At 60.8% G+C, this 15,636-nt stretch carries 15 protein-coding genes and 1 pseudogene; 2 read left to right on the plus strand and 14 right to left on the minus strand.

Annotated features, from left to right (window positions below):
* Positions 1-127 precede the first annotated feature (127 nt).
* Entirely contained in the window at positions 128-631 is a 504-nt protein-coding gene (locus RBRH_RS00680; protein ID WP_157864305.1) for a helix-turn-helix domain-containing protein, read from the plus strand.
* 937 nt (positions 632-1,568) lie between these two features.
* On the opposite strand, the gene RBRH_RS00690 is transcribed toward RBRH_RS00680, so the two are convergent.
* The 13 genes from RBRH_RS00690 to RBRH_RS00755 form a co-directional block, all read right to left on the minus strand.
* Positions 1,569-2,594, minus strand: coding sequence for a phage late control D family protein (locus RBRH_RS00690; protein WP_013433945.1), 1,026 nt, complete (start codon positions 2,592-2,594; stop codon positions 1,569-1,571).
* Positions 2,591-3,028 carry a phage tail protein gene (locus tag RBRH_RS00695; protein ID WP_013433946.1) on the minus strand — a complete coding sequence of 146 codons (438 nt, stop codon included), beginning with the start codon at positions 3,026-3,028 and terminating at the stop codon, positions 2,591-2,593. Before RBRH_RS00695 ends, RBRH_RS00690 begins: the two co-directional genes overlap by 4 nt.
* Positions 3,029-3,046: 18 nt before the next feature.
* Entirely contained in the window at positions 3,047-6,022 is a 2,976-nt protein-coding gene (locus RBRH_RS00700; protein WP_013433947.1) for a phage tail tape measure protein, read from the minus strand.
* A 2-nt stretch (positions 6,023-6,024) separates the two neighbouring features.
* Positions 6,025-6,138 carry a GpE family phage tail protein gene (locus RBRH_RS16885; protein WP_013433948.1) on the minus strand — a complete coding sequence of 38 codons (114 nt, stop codon included), beginning with the start codon at positions 6,136-6,138 and terminating at the stop codon, positions 6,025-6,027.
* Positions 6,139-6,146: 8 nt separating this feature from the next.
* A complete protein-coding gene (locus tag RBRH_RS00710) occupies positions 6,147-6,470 on the minus strand; it encodes a phage tail assembly protein (protein ID WP_049786432.1) in 324 nt (107 codons plus the stop codon).
* Between the two features lie 113 nt (positions 6,471-6,583).
* A complete protein-coding gene (locus RBRH_RS00715; protein WP_013433950.1) occupies positions 6,584-7,093 on the minus strand; it encodes a phage major tail tube protein in 510 nt (169 codons plus the stop codon).
* 15 nt (positions 7,094-7,108) lie between these two features.
* Positions 7,109-8,281, minus strand: a complete 1,173-nt coding sequence (locus tag RBRH_RS00720) for a phage tail sheath protein (RefSeq protein WP_013433951.1) — start codon at positions 8,279-8,281, stop codon at positions 7,109-7,111.
* Between the two features lie 57 nt (positions 8,282-8,338).
* Positions 8,339-9,100 carry a tail fiber assembly protein gene (locus RBRH_RS00725; RefSeq protein ID WP_013433952.1) on the minus strand — a complete coding sequence of 254 codons (762 nt, stop codon included), beginning with the start codon at positions 9,098-9,100 and terminating at the stop codon, positions 8,339-8,341.
* A gap of 21 nt (positions 9,101-9,121) precedes the next feature.
* On the minus strand, positions 9,122-11,038 hold the full coding sequence (locus RBRH_RS16105; RefSeq protein WP_013433953.1) for a hypothetical protein: 1,917 nt from the start codon (positions 11,036-11,038) through the stop codon (positions 9,122-9,124).
* A 2-nt stretch (positions 11,039-11,040) separates the two neighbouring features.
* Positions 11,041-11,583 carry a phage tail protein I gene (locus RBRH_RS00740; RefSeq protein ID WP_041752949.1) on the minus strand — a complete coding sequence of 181 codons (543 nt, stop codon included), beginning with the start codon at positions 11,581-11,583 and terminating at the stop codon, positions 11,041-11,043.
* On the minus strand, positions 11,576-12,481 hold the full coding sequence (locus RBRH_RS00745; RefSeq protein WP_013433955.1) for a baseplate J/gp47 family protein: 906 nt from the start codon (positions 12,479-12,481) through the stop codon (positions 11,576-11,578). The genes RBRH_RS00740 and RBRH_RS00745 overlap by 8 nt, the downstream gene beginning before the upstream one ends.
* Positions 12,478-12,849, minus strand: coding sequence for a GPW/gp25 family protein (locus tag RBRH_RS00750; RefSeq protein ID WP_013433956.1), 372 nt, complete (start codon positions 12,847-12,849; stop codon positions 12,478-12,480). Before RBRH_RS00750 ends, RBRH_RS00745 begins: the two co-directional genes overlap by 4 nt.
* Positions 12,846-13,547, minus strand: coding sequence for a phage baseplate assembly protein V (locus RBRH_RS00755; RefSeq protein WP_041753972.1), 702 nt, complete (start codon positions 13,545-13,547; stop codon positions 12,846-12,848). Before RBRH_RS00755 ends, RBRH_RS00750 begins: the two co-directional genes overlap by 4 nt.
* A 255-nt stretch (positions 13,548-13,802) precedes the next feature.
* Between RBRH_RS00755 and RBRH_RS00760 the strand changes: the two are divergent.
* Positions 13,803-14,462: pseudogene (locus tag RBRH_RS00760) on the plus strand (DNA-methyltransferase).
* Positions 14,463-14,532: 70 nt separating this feature from the next.
* On the opposite strand, the gene RBRH_RS20000 reads toward RBRH_RS00760, so the two are convergent.
* Positions 14,533-15,195, minus strand: a complete 663-nt coding sequence (locus RBRH_RS20000; RefSeq protein WP_232509313.1) for a hypothetical protein — start codon at positions 15,193-15,195, stop codon at positions 14,533-14,535.
* Positions 15,196-15,636: the final 441 nt, after the last annotated feature.

A 15,636-nucleotide genomic window follows, 5' to 3' on the forward strand; every position in this document is an offset into this window, starting at 1 on the left:
GCCGCGCGGGGAGCGGCGCGGGCCTTTAACGGTAGTCATGATCGGTATACTTTGATGCCTAGTCTTGCATTACGGTTAACCTAGTGTAATGCGACCAAAAAGGCTCGTCAATATATTATGGGTGCAAATGAACACAATAGGCGCGCGTCTCCGGGAAGAGCGTTTACGGCTTGGGCTCAGCCAGGAGGAATTTGCGGCGATCGGGGGAGTCCTGCGGCGTGCTCAATCCCACTATGAATCGGACGAAAGGTCGCCCGATGCCAAGTATTTGAGCGCGGTGGCGGAACTCGGCGTTGACCTGCTCTATGTATTGAGGGGCACAAGACAGGCTTCTGACGAAGCGGGTGAAGCAGCGACAAGCAGCGAATTCGACACCGAAGAACAGGAGTTGATTGAAAACTACAGAGCACTCAATGAAGCAGGCAAGGCAGCATTACACGCGTTTTTGTCCACTTGCTTCAATTCGAGTGCGATGCTTGTGTCTGCCGTTCCGCGTCGCGCGAAACGTCTAGCCGAGCATCGGCGCGCAGCGTTCGATCAGCGCACTGCCGAGAACATCGAGCGGGCCATCGCGCACATCAAGCGATTGCGCGCCGAGCGTGCCGCAAGAGCAAAAAAATCGAATAAGTGATATCGCGCGCGCGACGCGGCCATGCGTTGTCGCTTGGGTTCAGGGCTGGTCACTGCCCTCAGTCGCAAACAGTATTTTCGCTTCCGTATCTATCTGTCGCCTCTAGCCGTTCACCGTGATGAGACTGAATAAGGAGCGTCTACAGTTCCGCTCCGCTGTGCCTGATTCAGCGAGTCGAGGGGCGTCTATTTCGAGGCGTTGCTTCGTGCAAGGCGGCCCTATTTGTAAGCGCTAAATAGGAGTTTGGAAGAATGTATAGAAATCCAAAGCGCAGTCATGGCGCGGATGCAACCGCTACGAATGCTGAGCGCCATGCGGGCGCTTGCGCTCCGATGCTGTCAACGCGATTTTACTTGGATGAGCGCGACGATGTGTGCCGCGACGCTCGCGCCGAAATTGATAACGCGATGAAGTCAGTCGGACTCGTCCTGGAGACCGCGCTCGAAGCGATGGAAAATCTACGTAATGTGCGCGATGCATTGACGCCGCACGACAATGCGCCGGGTGCGACTTGCGTGGGCGGCTGCACGCGACCCGACGCCAGCGGTCAGCTTAAACATCGGCGATGCGCTGGGCTACTGCGATATGCGAAGCGGCTCGCTTTCTCGTGGTGGCATATAGGCCGATAGTCATAAGCCGATAGTGATATAAGCCGATAGTCGTATAGGTCTATAGTCATATAGGCTGATAGTCATATAGACCAATAGTCATATAGACCGATAGGCTAATACCCAAACGATTGATTGCGTCGCCTCGCGGTATCAAGGTGCCCGCACATCACCATCACACATCGCACATCCCATACCGCGGCGTGGCGACGGCGACCGTATCGCATGGATCGTTAGGTGAGTTGGGGGTGGGCCGCTGCAGTCCATTGACGCGGCGCCCATCTTCGTTGCCACGGTTACGGCCGGTCTTTGCGCGCGTGCGCACGAGGCTACGCGGTCGCTGGACCACTGCGCACCTCCAGCTCAAGTGCTGACGTGAATCCCGTCTCACCGATCGTATGCGTCACTTGCTTGATCAGCCACGGCGTCGCGTCGATCTCTGGCTTAAACCCAGCAAGCGTGATGGGCACTTCCACAAAAAGCTCAGCACGACCATGCGCGAGCGTGTAGCTCAGCGTCGCCTGTGAGCGCTGCGCGCGCGCGTGCTCGGCTTGGGCTGCGGCACGGGCCTCGGCTTCACTTGGGTAGTCTTCAGGCAGCACTTTGATGCTGCGACTATTGTCATCGCCGACGAGGACCGACCGGCGCTTGGCCTGACCGTTTGAATGCCAATATGCGCGCACCGCCGTGTACGATTCACGTTGCACGATGCAATATCGGTGTTGATCGCCGCTTGCACGCGTGAGCACAATGTCGCGCAGTGGCTTGCCGCTTGCCGTCGTGCCGCTACCAATGGGCATCAAAAGCAGATGCTGATCCTTGATGTTCATCACCGCGTCGTAGCGCTTGGCCAAGCGCGTGAGAAACGACATGTCTGACTCGTGTGTCTGATCGATGTGTGCGATTGTGATGGGCGCGAGCGCATCGGCGATGGTGGGCTTTAACGCATGGCGCGCTGCGATCGTGTGGACGATCGAGCCCAGCGTCTGGTGATGCCAGCTATGCTCGCGCCGCTCGCGCAGTGCGTTCGTCATCGAGGCCGAACGTGCACGGATCGTGAGCAGGTCCGGTGCGCCGCTATGCTCGATTTCGTCCACCGTGAACGAGTGCTTATCCACCAGCGGCTCACCCGTCCATCCGATCGCGACGTGAATCAGCGCGCCGCGCTTCGGGACCGCAAAGGTATTACAAGAGTCGTCCAGCACGAGTTCAACCGTATCGGCTTCATCGGCGCGCGACTCCGACAGTGTCAGGTTCACCAAATGGGGGGCGATGACGCGCGACAGGTCGCGTCCGTCCAGCGTGATGCGATAGTCCGGCTGCGGTTGCATACGCGTGCCTCGGGGTCCGCTCATTGCTCATTTGTCACGCGTTGGCTCGAGATCGCGTCATGCACGCTCGCCAGTTGCCGCTCGTCCACGCGCTTGATGGTCAGGCTAAATTCGATGCGTCGCGCGATACCAGCCCGGGTGTGATAGCTTGCCGTCTCTCTTAGGCTGTCGATGACGAATGCGCCATACACGTGGCCGATGCCATCGACTAGCACGTACGCGTGGCCGGCGTCGGCCATGCGCACCAGTTGCGCCAACGAGGCGGTGGTACCGATGCCGTTATCCGGCGCAAGCAGACCGTTCAACGTAATCGTATCTTCGCCGATACCGGTGTACTGACTGCCGTCGCGTGCGCCTACGCGCGAGGTCGTGCGATGTTTCCAACTACGCTGGCGCTGTAATTCACGATACGGTACGGTTTTCAGTCCAAACACGAACTGATCGAGCGACATCATCATCGGTGGTGGCTCCTTACCCTAGTCGGACAGCCGCGAGCCAGCGCGTGACAACTTCGCTCGTTGCGCGCGCTCGAATTCCGCACGCACCATGCGCGCGATGTCGGCCGTATCCGCGCCGGCCGGCGGATGAACATGAATGACGATCGATGACGCAATGGGATCAGCGCTGGCCGCGGCAGAGGCGCGTGTGACAGACGCACGGGCATCGATCGGCACGCTGGCGCGCACGAACGGTACGGTCGACTGATTGACAACCGCTGCACCGAAAGCTGACGCGGCAAATGCGCTTGCCCCCACGGCCGGCGCGGCAAACGCGCTGGCGGCCACGCTCGCCAGCGCCAGCGCCGCACGGGCGACGCGCGATTGCTCGCCTTCGATGCCGCGCGCCGCGCCCTGACCGATGAAGCCGCCAAGCTCGCCGAAGATGCGGCTTGGACTATGCATGCCAAGCCGTTCTTTGAACCACATGACGGTACTGTTGGCCACCTCGGTGATCGCGTCTTTCACGGCCCCCAGTTGACTCTTGATACCGCTGGCCAACCCCAACATCACATTCACACCAAATTGAGAAAATTTCTTCGGTAAATCGATGCCGAACCATTGCAGCACGGCCGCGAACGCCCGATAAAACAAGCCAATGGGCGACCCGTCGATGAACCACGTGCCGATTTCCATAAGGCCGCCGTTGCATGCCCAACGCAGGAGAGCGCCAAGCTCGCGAAGCTTGTCCTGGAACCATTCGACCGTCCTGTTGGCGACCTCGGTGATCGTCTCCTTAACGGCGGCAAGTTGGCTTCGGATACCGGTCACCCACTGCGACATCAGCTTTGCGCCGAACTCCCAGAATGTTGCTGGCAGGTCGGAATCGAACCATTGCAGTACCGCTGTGAATGCCTGTTTAAACAGGGATAGCGGCGAGCACTGACCGATCCGTGCGGTGAGGTTAGATAGGGCACCGTCGAATGTTTGCTGAACCCGCTTCCACAAGCCGCTAAAAAAGCCTTGAATGGGTCCCCAATACCGATAAATTTGGAAGGCAGCGAACGCAATGGCAGTGATTGCCAAGCCGATTGGATTCGCCAGCAGCACGCGACCGACGAGCATGATGCCGTGTCCCAGGAGCCGCCACGCTTTGAGCAACGTGCCGAGTAGGCGTGACAGGGTGCCGCCTTGTAGACCGAGCGTCGCGAGGCTGTATTTGATGATGGCTAACGGCGCAAGTATGCCGGCGAGCGCGACGCTCAACGTGCTGATGGCGGCCAGTATCGCGGCGACGCCGGCAAGCGCTTGAACGACCACCTTGCTTTGCGCTGGGTGCTCGCGCATGAAGGTTAGCCACTTCTCAGTCAACGCAGTGGTGTACGCCAGTGCCTCGTTGTACATCGGTAAAATGTGCTGCCCGGTTTCATGCATCAGATCGCGCAACTGGGCGAGCGCGGCCACCTCGCGGCCTCTTGTAATCTGTAGTGCGTTGGTATGCAGCGCGTCGATCCCGTCTATGCCCACGCCTAACTGCGCATTGTGGTGGATTGCCGTACGCAGTCTGTACAGGTTCGAGAAGAATTCTGCGGCGGCACGATCGGGCAGAATCGTCGGAATGACGTTCTTGATCTTGTCATGGTCTGTGATACCGTGGGCCCGCAGCTTCGGTAACAGCACTTGTTCAAGCCATTCAAACGGCGACGCTTTAAGAATCTCACTGCCGGCCAGCGCATCGGGCTGGAACGCTTTGATCGCGCCAAGCTTCGTGTACTCGATCTTCTTTGGGTTAAGTAGGCCCAGCGCAATCATCTGCTTGGCGGCCGCCAGCGTGGTCTTACCCTCGTAGAGATGGTTGTATGCGGCCGTCAGTCCGGCGCCGGCCGCGTGGCCATGCATGGCGTCAATCAGCGGCTCCATTTGAAAGAAGAATGCGTCGTCGCGCAACTGCTTGGCCGCGGCACCGCCGGCTTGTATAAACGCGCGCCACTGGTCAACGCCAACCCGTGCTTGGGTTGCGGTGAGCATCTGCCGCATCGTGCTCGCCTCACGCTCAAAGGTCGCGATGTGCCGCATGCTGCCGCGCTGCTGAATGATCGGCAGCATGGTCATGAAAGTTTGTGTGTTCGCGCGCGCGTCGTCGGCGTCAAACATGACTTCGTTCAAAAACTTCACTTTTGCCAGGGCCGGCAGAGCCATTTGGGCATCGTGCTCGTTGCCAAGAATCGGCAGCGCTTTGCGCATCATCGTCAAGCGTTCGCTGATCGAAACGCCCACCGTCTTCATTTCACGGGCAAATGTCATCGCGTTTGCGCTGACAGGCTGGCCTGCGCCGAGGACATCAATGCGCATGGCCTCGCGCTCAGCGTGTATCGCTTCGCGGAGCCAATGACGGGCACGACCCAACTTGAGGCGCAGATAATCGATGGGGTCCTCGTCCGCGCGCCAACGGGCAGATCCATCAAGCATCCTGCCTGTGTCATGCCGATGCCGGCGGACTTCGGCGAGGCGCTTCTTGCGTGTATTGAGCGCATCAAGCTTGCTGAGCTGCTGGTTCATTGACGCGGTGGTTGACGCAATACTCGCGCGCAACGTGCGTTCGTGGTGCACGAGCTGGCGGGTGTTCACGCCTGCGTGCGCCAGCTGGCTGCGCAACGCCTGCACGCGCGCGACTTGTGCGTCATGCACGGTCGCCAGCTGCGCGGCGCTGCGCTTGGCTTGATGAAACTCGGCCAGCATCTGGCGCGACGGCGGTCCGCCCGCGCGCAGCGCAGCGGCGAGCGCCGTGACGCGCGCGCGGGTGACATCAAGCTGCGACGCGGTAGCGGCCAACGCGCCACGCAACGCGCGAAACTGGGCAATGCACTGCTGCGTTTTGCCCATCTCGGCCAACGCGCGCCGCGTGTCGTTGAGCGAGCGCGCCACGCCGCGGCGACCGGTGAGCGCAGCTTTGAGCGGCCGGGTAAGCTTCTCAACCATGTCGGCCATCACACGCAGGTTTTGGGTAGGGTCCATCGCTATTCGCTCGTGCTGCGTTGGCGCGCTCGCTCACGCCAGTCCATCAATTCCGTGATGCTAAAGTCCTGCATCGTCGTCGGCGTCCAGCCAAACACCGTGGCAATGTCGGCCATCGGGTCTTCTACGCGCTCGGGGAGTCCAGTTTCGATTTGACGGCCTTCGGCATCAAAAAACTCGCAAAAATGCCTCCTAGCATGATGAGGTCCGCTGGATCGAGGTTGGCCACATCGTGCTCGGTGAGCGTCGGTGAGCTAATACGGGGGAGCACCTTTTGCAGCGCGGCCACGTCCAGATTGATTAGGTCGGACAGGGATGCGCCGCGCAATTCGCCGACGGTCGGTTTGCGCAACGTGATCGCGTCAAGGGTTTGTTTGCCGCGTACCAGTGGCGTATCTAACGTATGCGTGTTCGATTGGGTGGAATCGTTGCGCAGTGTGTCCTGAATGGGGGCTGCGCTGCGTTCGTTATCCGATGTGGGGGCGTGTTTCACGTGGGACTCCGTGTGCTGCGTCAAGAGGGAATATGGCCCGCTTTCGATCCACGCGCGGGCCACGCGTGTTACAGGCCCACTGCCATGCGCAGCGGCGCGAGCAGATTACTGCCGTTGATGTTTTCCATCATGTTGATGAGGTCGATTTCGATGATGTCTTCACCATTGATCGACAATTTGTAATAGCTCGCGACGGTGGTGACCTTGAACGCGGTGTCTTCCTTCGCCTTCGCCGTGCCGGGATCGATTTCCGAATGGCGGCCCCGGATCACGATCTCGATCGCATCGACGCTTGGCGCGTCTTCGGCTTGATAGCCGCCGGCAAAGCGTAGCAACACGCCGTCGTGTTGCATGATGCCGTATTGAGCGAGGACGTCACGCATCAAGCCGCCGCAGGTCCATTCGATCTGAATGGGTTCTTGCCCAAAGTCGATCTTGATCGGCCCGCTCATGCCGCCGCCCTGGTAGTCCTCCATTTTGCGGGTGAGCTTGGGTAGCGTGACTTCCGCGACTTGGCCGGCGAAATTCGTGCCGTTGTGAAATAAGTTAAATCCTTTCAGTTTGCGAGGCATGCTCATGATGGGGGACTCCTTTTAGGCGACCACGCGCGACGCGAAGTCGGCAAGATAACGATCGGTGATACGTTGGCGCAGTGTCAGGTTTTCGATGGGCGGAACCGGCGTGTAGTCGTAATCGATGGCCAGCTTGCCCGCCTTCATCGTTTCTGGCGTGTTCACGGTTTCGTCGTACCAAGCCGAGCCGCCAAGCAGATAGCCGTGCGCAATCAGTTCACGAAATTTCGCGTTGATGCCCTCAATCACGTCACGCACGAGCGAAGGATGCAGCGGCTTGTCGACGTACAGCAGATGCGCATCGGCCATCGTATCGGCCAGCACCTGCGACGTGCGCGTGTAGTGTTCGAACGCGAACAGCGGATCATCGGAACAGGTGCGAGAACCCCAGAATCGGTAGCCGGTCTGGTTGATCAACGTGGTCACTTGTTGCTCGTTTAAGTAACCGGCGTCCGTGGCGGGGTCCTGCAGATCCCAGAACACATCGCGGCTAATGCCTGTCACGCCGTTGATGCCGACGTTGGACAGGGTTTTATGCCAGCCGACGGATTCGTCGATTTTGGCGCGTAGCCCAAGCGCCACGGCACTCGCCGCGAGCGTGTCCGGCGCATTCGTGGTCGAGTCCCACGCGAGAAAATCCGGCCAAAGCACCATCATTTCACGCTGGCTGAACCGCCTGCGGTACGCGGTGGCGTCTTCTTTGGTTTGCGCGCCGTGGGTGCCGACGTACGCGAATCCGCGCAGCTTTTGCGCCAGGGTGCCCAGTGCGGTGGCGACTGCTTGGGTATCCAAGCCCGGTGCGCCGAGAATGCGCGGCTTGACGCCGAATTTCGCTTGCGCGGCAAGCAGCGCCTGCATGCCAGTGTACTGGCCGGCTGCGTTGACGCCGCCAATCACATGGGTTTGCGTTTCGTCTTCGTCTTTGCCTTCGGCAACGCGTACGACAACCGTGACCGGTTGGCTTTGCGCGGCGATCGCCTCGAGCGTGCGCGCGAGTGTGCCTTGCGTACCGGCTTGGCCGGCGGCTTGTTGTACGTTGGTCACGAGCACGGGGGTGTCGAGTGGAAACGCGTTCGGGTCGGCATCCGGTGCGGTGGCCACTAGGCCGACAACAGCGGTGGATACGGTGCGAATGGGGCGGGTGCCTGCGTTGATTTCAAGCACGCGTACGCCGTGGTGGTAGTCCTGCGGCATGTCAAATACTCCTGGGGCAAGTTATGGGTTAAGGGAGCCTAGGGGGCAAGTTCTGGATTAATATTCGCGGTCGGAGACATCGGGCGTGGAGGCGTTGTCCGTATCGAGCCCAGGCACCAGCTCGTCGTTGAGCGACGCGTCATCGGCGTGTTGCACGGCGGCATGTTGCGCGGCGTAGTGTGACGCGCGATGTGCTTTTTGTTCGTGCACCTGCGAGAGCACGCGCTCCGATAGCGCTTTGGTGACAATGGCCTGTTCATCCGGGGGCGACGGCCATTGGACGTGGGTCGGAAAGTCGGCGGCATTGACCACGCGGACGAGTTCCATCTGGTACTGGCTCCACGCCTTAAAAAGCGCCACCTGCTCGTCGGATAGCAAGCCCGCTGCATACGCATCGGCTTTGCCCGCGTTGGCCGCCTGCGCTTCGCTCATGCGCCGGTCAAATTCGCGCATTGCCGCGTCGCGCTCGCGCTGCGCGATGATGCGCGGATCGATCTGCCAGCCGTCGTCTGTCCACACGTATTCGTCACCGGGGCGCGGGATGGGCGTGAGTCCCGCGTCGTCGGCGGTGATGCCGGGAGCAAGGATTTCTGCCGCTGCGCCATTGACTTTGCGGAACAAACGCTGGCCGCGAAAGTCGGGCAGCAGCACCCATGCGCCGTTGCGGAAAAATGGCCATTGATTGCGCTGACGCTCGGGCAGGGGCACGTCGGTGCAGCAAGACGGGATGAGCCAACGCGTTGGATTGATCGGGTCCGGGTCAGCCAAGCGGCTGCTGACGTATTGGCCGGTTTGGTGGTCGTATTGGTGGATCAGCATAGGGGGTGACCTTTATCGCAATTAGTAGGCGCGGATCATGGCAAGCAACGCAATGTTGCGCGGGCGCGCTTCTGTGCCACCGTCGTCATTTACTGTGATCGTGTGAGAGTGGTTCCCTGCGTTGCCAATGCCAACGTTGTGGATGTGGTTGCCGTCACCATGGATTGAGATGCCTGTAAGGGTGTGATGCGTGTTGTAGTAACCCTCGATTCCATAAGGGCCGACTACTGACCGGACAGGTGAGTGGCCGCCGCCGTATGGCACTTCTGTTGCGTGATTGTGGCCTGGGTCGTGGACAGCGTGGATGTGCCAGCCTCGCTCATCCATCCAGGCGCCGTGCACATGGTCACCTTCGACCGATGCCGTCGCGGCGTGCGCATGCGCGCGGTTCTGGCTGTCCTGCCACGTGCCGATGCCACGGCCCGAATCAACGCCGCGCCCGTCATCCCAAAAGCGCAGGTGCTCGCCGCGCACCTCGGGGATCCGAAACGTCGTCTTACCGTCGCCGGTCGAAAAGCATCCCGGGTTATCGGGCCATTCGTCTTCGGACACGAGCGCGCCACAGCTCTGCGCGTAGGTCCACAATTGCGGATAGTCGTCCCGCTGGATCAACACGCCCGCCAGTTTCAGGCAGCCTGCCCGTACGCTCGTGCGCGCTTCGATGATGATTTGACCGATGGTCGCCTCGCTGATCGCGTTGGCGACAAACTGCGTCGTGGCGAGTTTGTGCGACACGTCGCCTGTCGGCGGCGTGGCCGCTGTGGCGGTACCGGCCACCTGTAGCGCGCTCGCCCCATCGTCGGTGGCGCCTTCGCCGATCAGCACGCGCCCGCCGTCTGTGGCCAGTCCCACCGTCGAGATGTCGAGGCCGGCGCGGGTGACGATCAGCCAGCGGTTCACGTCGGTCCATCCGTCGTTTACTGCCCGGCATTCGAAAGCGTTCGCGCTAGTTTTAATGTCCCACAGCTTGTGATGGGTCGGTGCCTCGGTGTATTTGAAGACGAGATCGCCCCCCACGTTCGCGCCAAGCACCACGCCGGTGGCCGCTGCGCGTAACGACGTAGCCCCTAAGGCGCCGCAGAATGCACCGATGCCACTTACCACGACGTCCGAGCCATCATCCAGCACTCGGCGCCAAGGGCTCCATGTCCGGTCGTAGCGCACACGCGTATAGCTGATGCCACTGTTGAAGACCGTGTAGGTCTGGTAGACCGTCCAGTAGAGCGCATAGACTTGTAGTTTGCCGGCGAACGCAACTGGATAGTTCAACTCGACGCTCGCACCCCTGGTGTAGGGCTGCAGGTAGATACCCGTTGACGTGACGGTGTTCAGATCGACGTTCTGCTCCAGCGCGTCACGCAGCGGCAACGCATGGCGGAGCACCCATTCACGCGGGGCATACCGCGCGTTCGCCGTGCGCGGCGTCACGGCGCGCGTGTCGTCTTCGCCCGCATCGACTTCGGCTTGCGTCGCGATCTCGATCACGCCTTGGTGCTCGGTGCTGGCCGGTGGGTTCACAAACGACGCGGACTCGAACCCGAGCGTGCCGGCGTCGATCGTCGTGAACTGGATATCGGTCGAAAGCAGCAGCGTCGCAGCCGGCGACTTCTCCATGATCGGCCCGTCGCCCGCCGGCTGGCTGTAGTACGCGGCGAGCGTGCCGTCTTCCAGATACAACCCGAACCCGTACAGCGCGTACTGGTCGGGCGAGTTGTCTTGTATCGTGATGTGGATTGTGGCTGCGTCAACGTGCTGGCCGCCAAACGTGTCGATGCGTTTGAGTTCGTGCGGCAGTTGCTTAAGCGCGGCGCCGGAGGCGTCGAACGCGGCGGTGCACAGACCGATGTGCGTGACCGTGTGTGCGACGGTGCCCTGATGGTTGCCGCTCACGAGCGCGGCCCGGAAAGCCTCAGATACGGTAATCGGGGTGCCTGCCATCGTTAGTTATCGCAAAGAGAAAGACGCCGGTACAGTCCAAGGTGGGTGGCTGCGCGCAGACCGACTGAGCCTGTGCGCACCATGTGCTGCGTAATGGTGTAGTGCGCGCTGCCGCGCTTGACACAATCCACTTCAGCGATGATGTCGGCTACGTACTGTGCCGTGCAGGGGAGGTCGCCACGCTCGCCCACGGTCATGACAATCTCGAACGTGCCGGGCTTGCCCCGCGGTGTCTGCTCGAACCATTCACGCATCGCGACATGGGCGCCAAACGACGCGCATACTTGCCGCACGGCTTCGGCCGTGCCCTTGTGGCGAGCGATGTGAATCGCAGCGCGCACGCGCGCGCGTTTGACCGATTCGGGCCAGTAGTCCTTCCACGTGTCAACGCCCAAGTGCCAAGCCAGCCAGGGCAGCAGCGTGAGCGGCACCGTATCGGCGTTCATCAGCGTGCCCAGCGGTACCGCGATGTCTGACAGGCGCGCATTCATTGTCGCAAGACGCCGCTCAAGTCGCGTCGCGTTCGGTGGCAGCAGCTCACTCATTGGCCACCCCACCGTCGATGAGCTCGATACCGGTGCAATAGGCCGCTTCATCGCGGGCCACGGCTACGCCGTCAGCGGGGGTGTCGAGCAACACCTTTTGGACGCCGGCCACACGCATCGACGCATACAACCCGTCTTTCGTCACCTCTCGGCCGATGCGATGCATTTCACGCGCGAATTGCGTGGTGCACCGATTCGCTTCAGCCAGCGCCACCGCGCGGTCCGGTCCGCTGAAAAACTTCAGCGTGGCACGAATCGTGTAGGGGACAATCTTGGCGCTGCGCACGATTACTTCGTCCGTTTGCGGGCGCTTTTTCTCGAGCGCTTCGCGCACGACGGTAAGTAGCTCATCGCTGGCCGTACCGTCGCCTTCGCGGGATAGGATCGTGACAACCATCACGCACGGCGATGGGCTGTATGCATCGGCTGACAGCACGCGGCCATCGGCCGAGCGCGCGTGGAAAACATACGCATCAAGCGGGCCGGCGACCGAGAAGCCGCGCGGCGCGAGCTGGATACGCTCGCGGTAATCGTCGCAGTCCTCATACACTGGATCGCGTCTAGTTTCCGGGTCACCAGCGCAAATGAGCAGCCGCTTGACATCGAACAGTGCGCCTAGGTGGTCCAACGTGGCACCGCTCGCATACGCGAGCAGCAGCGCGCGCGCCGCATCGTTCACGCGCTGGCGCAGCACCAGTTCGCGGTACGCGCTTTCCTGCAAAAGCTTGACCATCGGCTCGGACTCGAGTGCGAGCGTTGCAGCAATGTCGGCCTGCTCTTCAAGGGGGTACAGTGCGATCAGCTGCGCCTTGCGTTGCGCAAACAGCGTTTCGTAATCGAGTGGCTCGATCACATCGGGCGCGGGCAGCTGCGACAGGTCGATCGGGGTGGTGCTCATGCGCGGCTTCCCGAACCCGAAACGGACATCGGCACACGCACACTGAACGCTTCGTCGGTCTCGGCCGTGATGCCCTCGATGTCGACCGTTTGCATGCCGGCTCGCCTCTCGGCGGGCTCGCTGCTCAGCTGCACGCGCGTGAGGATCAGTCGAGGCTCCCAACGCATCAGCGCGGTGGCGATGGCCGCATACAGCCGCGTGCGCGTCGTGCCGTTGTTGGGCGCGTCAACGTGTTCTAGCATGTCGGAGCCGAACGTACGGCGCTGAATGCACGTGCCCAGCGGCGTGGTGATGATGCGCGCAATCGATTGGTGCAGGTGGGCCAAGCCGGTGACGGTGCGGCCCGTGGTCGCGTGCATGCCTTTCATTGCGGTGCGCTCACCAGTTGCCCGTCGCCCTGATCGCGGTGCGTGTGGCGTGGCAGGCTCACACCTTGTGACGTAACGTCGCCGGTGAAGTGGGCCTGTCCATCAATGGTCATCGTTGCGCCGGCTCCGCTGTCTTGGCCGCTACGTCCAGTCATACCCGATTCGAACGCAAATGGGCCTTGGACGAGCAGGGCGCCTGTGCAGGTGGTTTGCTCGGCGTCGAGCGTGATGCGGTTGGCGACGATCGCGGCCTCGTCGGTGCACACGGTGACGGAAGCGGGCGACACGATTTGCACGCAGGCGCTGTCAGGCAACGTGGCGCTCAGTGTGTGGCTCGCATGGTCGTACGTGAGCTGCGCGCCATCCGGATACACGCGCGTGTGTACGGCCGGATCGCGTGACGGCGTGTCGGCGCAGTCAGAAAACAGCCCGCGCAGCGCGACGCCTTGCGCCGGGTCGCCCATCGGGCACAGCAGTAGCACTTGCTCGCCCTTCGTGGGCGGCAGCCACTCGCGCGTGGTGCCAGCCGCGAGCGTCATCCACGGGATCCAGTTGGTCTGCAAGCCTGCGTCCTGCGCATCGGTCGCGTCACCGACCGCGACACGGCAGGTCGGCGGGCAACTCGCGCAATTGACGTCCAGCACCACGCCCTTGCGGATCAGGTTGACGATTAGGCGACACAGTTCGTTGGCATCCATATCGCCCATGTTGCCGGGCACGAGAGCGCGGTGCACGCATTGGCCTATGTCGTGGCGGCCCACACAGCCAACGCATCGTGCCGCGGCACGTCGCGGCACGTAAACCGATCAGACAATGCGGCCTTGCCGCGTTATCGCTTGATCTGCATAAGTTCTACCTCTATCCCAGTCTGTTCCAATGTGCTGTCCGAGATCGTGAATCAACTGCATTCGAACGATGCACTGCACTTTGCGTGCGAATTGCACGATTAGTCGATCGATAGGGTTCTCACTGAGCCGCCGTACTCATCAGGTGGTCTGCATGCGGGCACGCGTGCACAGTCCCCGATGCAAAAATACATCGGCAGTGACACCAAGACGGTGTATGAGGATTTTGAGTGCGACAACATGAACCCGCGCGCGTGGGCGTTTTGGTGTCGTGCATGGTTGACTGAAAGCCGGCGGGCACTGAAGCCCGGTGGGCTGCTCGTCTGCTTTATCGACTGGCGACAATTGCCCCGGCTCACGGACGTGATGCGGGCCACCGGGTGGGTGCAACGCGGCATCGCCGTATGCGACAAGACGCCATCGCGCGCATGTCCCAGGCGCGGTGGCTTCAAGCAACAAACCGAACTTATCGTGTGGGCGAGCAAAGGGGTGATCCGTCAGCGCGATGTATATACGCCGGGTGTGCGTCCCTGTGCGCTCGGCCTGCCGAAGCGGCACCTGACCGAAAAGCCGCTTGAACTCGCGCGCCAAATTGTGCGGTTGGCCCCTGCGGATGGCGTCGTGTGTGACCTATTCGCCGGCAGTGGCACATTTCTGGTGGCGGCGAAGGAAGCGGGATTAAACTAAATGGGCTGCGGAACCCATGCCCGGTACCGAGACGTGGCGATGCAACGGCTGACGGAGTCAAGCGCAGACGCGCTTCAGTGACGCCTTATTGAAGCGCGCGTTGTCTTAGCAGCTAGGGCGCTTCGTATGCGCGCGGCTGCCGCGGGCCAAATTACTGTATCTGTATCGGATAATCGCGGAACAAATCATAATTCTGAGCGTTCAGCATCGCATTGCGCGTAGCCTCGTCAAACCGGTTACGCTCGAAAAAGGCCTTGATTTCGGTTCTCGCATCCTCCCATTGCTGCTGATTTGATCTCAGCCCAATGATGTGTATACGGTGGATTACTTTCACGATGTCGGGTCCATTGCTGCCATCGAGCAAGCGCATTGCGCGCTGCCAGACCTGTTTTGACAGTGCGTCGTTCAACTGCGGTGTTTCTTCAAGCAGCCCGAGTGTCGCTAATGCGCGCTGCGCAGGCGGCACGCGCTGCAGGGCGGGTTCGAGCAGCGAAAGCTCATACGCATGCTGATTGGGTGGTATCACCCGTACTAAAGCGCCCGGCAGGTAGCGTAACGCGCTGCCTAGTTGATGATCCGGCAGGGACAGCGTCAAATGCCGCAAATGAGCGAAGTACACTGGCCTTTGTGCCTCTGGCAGCATCGATACTCGATTGGCTAGTGCGCCGATCGGCGCGCCCCGATGCGACGCTGGCAGGCGTTGCATCCATTGGAACAGTGTTTCGTACAATTCAAGGATCGTCGCGTTCGCAAGATCATAACGATAAGAAAAATAGTCGAATGACGAGCCAGATAATGAGAATGCGGCTAGCACTTTGGCTAATACCGTTATCAGTTCCGCCTGTTCAGACGTGTTTAACGCAGGGAGCCGGCTTAGAAAAGCCCGATATCTGCTTTCAATCTGTGATGCATCAAGCCACACTGGTGGTATACGACCGTAGAATGGTAGCATCGATGCGATGGCGCCCCAGGTGCTACCTTGTTCGGGGGAGCGTCGTTCGGCGTCTGCATACACGAACTTATACAGAGTGTGTTGGTACTGGAGTGGAGTCCCAAGTATGCTCTGAATCATGTCTTTTTGTACCTGCAAGCCTTGCTTTGGCAAGCGGCCCGCGGCTTGAAAAATCGCTTTGAATACCTCGGGCTTCACTTCGTACTGAATTTTTGCCCGTTGCCATAGCGTCTGAAGCAGCTCAGCGCGCACGGGTTCGGCGCGAATACGCTCAATTTCGGTCAACAACTGTTGTACCGCCGC

The organism is Mycetohabitans rhizoxinica HKI 454 (assembly GCF_000198775.1).
GTDB classification, from domain to species: Bacteria; Pseudomonadota; Gammaproteobacteria; order Burkholderiales; family Burkholderiaceae; genus Mycetohabitans; species Mycetohabitans rhizoxinica.

Excerpts from the sequence above, each read along its gene's own strand:
- RBRH_RS00680 (WP_157864305.1), top strand. The coding sequence starts at position 128 with ATGAACACAATAGGCGCGCGTCTCCGGGAAGAGCGTTTACGGCTTGGG.
- RBRH_RS00690 (WP_013433945.1), bottom strand. The coding sequence starts at position 2,594 with ATGAGCGGACCCCGAGGCACGCGTATGCAACCGCAGCCGGACTATCGC.
- RBRH_RS00695 (WP_013433946.1), bottom strand. The coding sequence starts at position 3,028 with ATGATGATGTCGCTCGATCAGTTCGTGTTTGGACTGAAAACCGTACCG.
- RBRH_RS00700 (WP_013433947.1), bottom strand. The coding sequence starts at position 6,022 with ATGGACCCTACCCAAAACCTGCGTGTGATGGCCGACATGGTTGAGAAG.
- RBRH_RS16885 (WP_013433948.1), bottom strand. The coding sequence starts at position 6,138 with ATGGCCGACATTGCCACGGTGTTTGGCTGGACGCCGACGACGATGCAG.
- RBRH_RS00715 (WP_013433950.1), bottom strand. The coding sequence starts at position 7,093 with ATGAGCATGCCTCGCAAACTGAAAGGATTTAACTTATTTCACAACGGC.
- RBRH_RS00720 (WP_013433951.1), bottom strand. The coding sequence starts at position 8,281 with ATGCCGCAGGACTACCACCACGGCGTACGCGTGCTTGAAATCAACGCA.
- RBRH_RS00725 (WP_013433952.1), bottom strand. The coding sequence starts at position 9,100 with ATGCTGATCCACCAATACGACCACCAAACCGGCCAATACGTCAGCAGC.
- RBRH_RS16105 (WP_013433953.1), bottom strand. The coding sequence starts at position 11,038 with ATGGCAGGCACCCCGATTACCGTATCTGAGGCTTTCCGGGCCGCGCTC.
- RBRH_RS00740 (WP_041752949.1), bottom strand. The coding sequence starts at position 11,583 with ATGAGTGAGCTGCTGCCACCGAACGCGACGCGACTTGAGCGGCGTCTT.
- RBRH_RS00745 (WP_013433955.1), bottom strand. The coding sequence starts at position 12,481 with ATGAGCACCACCCCGATCGACCTGTCGCAGCTGCCCGCGCCCGATGTG.
- RBRH_RS00750 (WP_013433956.1), bottom strand. The coding sequence starts at position 12,849 with ATGAAAGGCATGCACGCGACCACGGGCCGCACCGTCACCGGCTTGGCC.
- RBRH_RS00755 (WP_041753972.1), bottom strand. The coding sequence starts at position 13,547 with ATGGATGCCAACGAACTGTGTCGCCTAATCGTCAACCTGATCCGCAAG.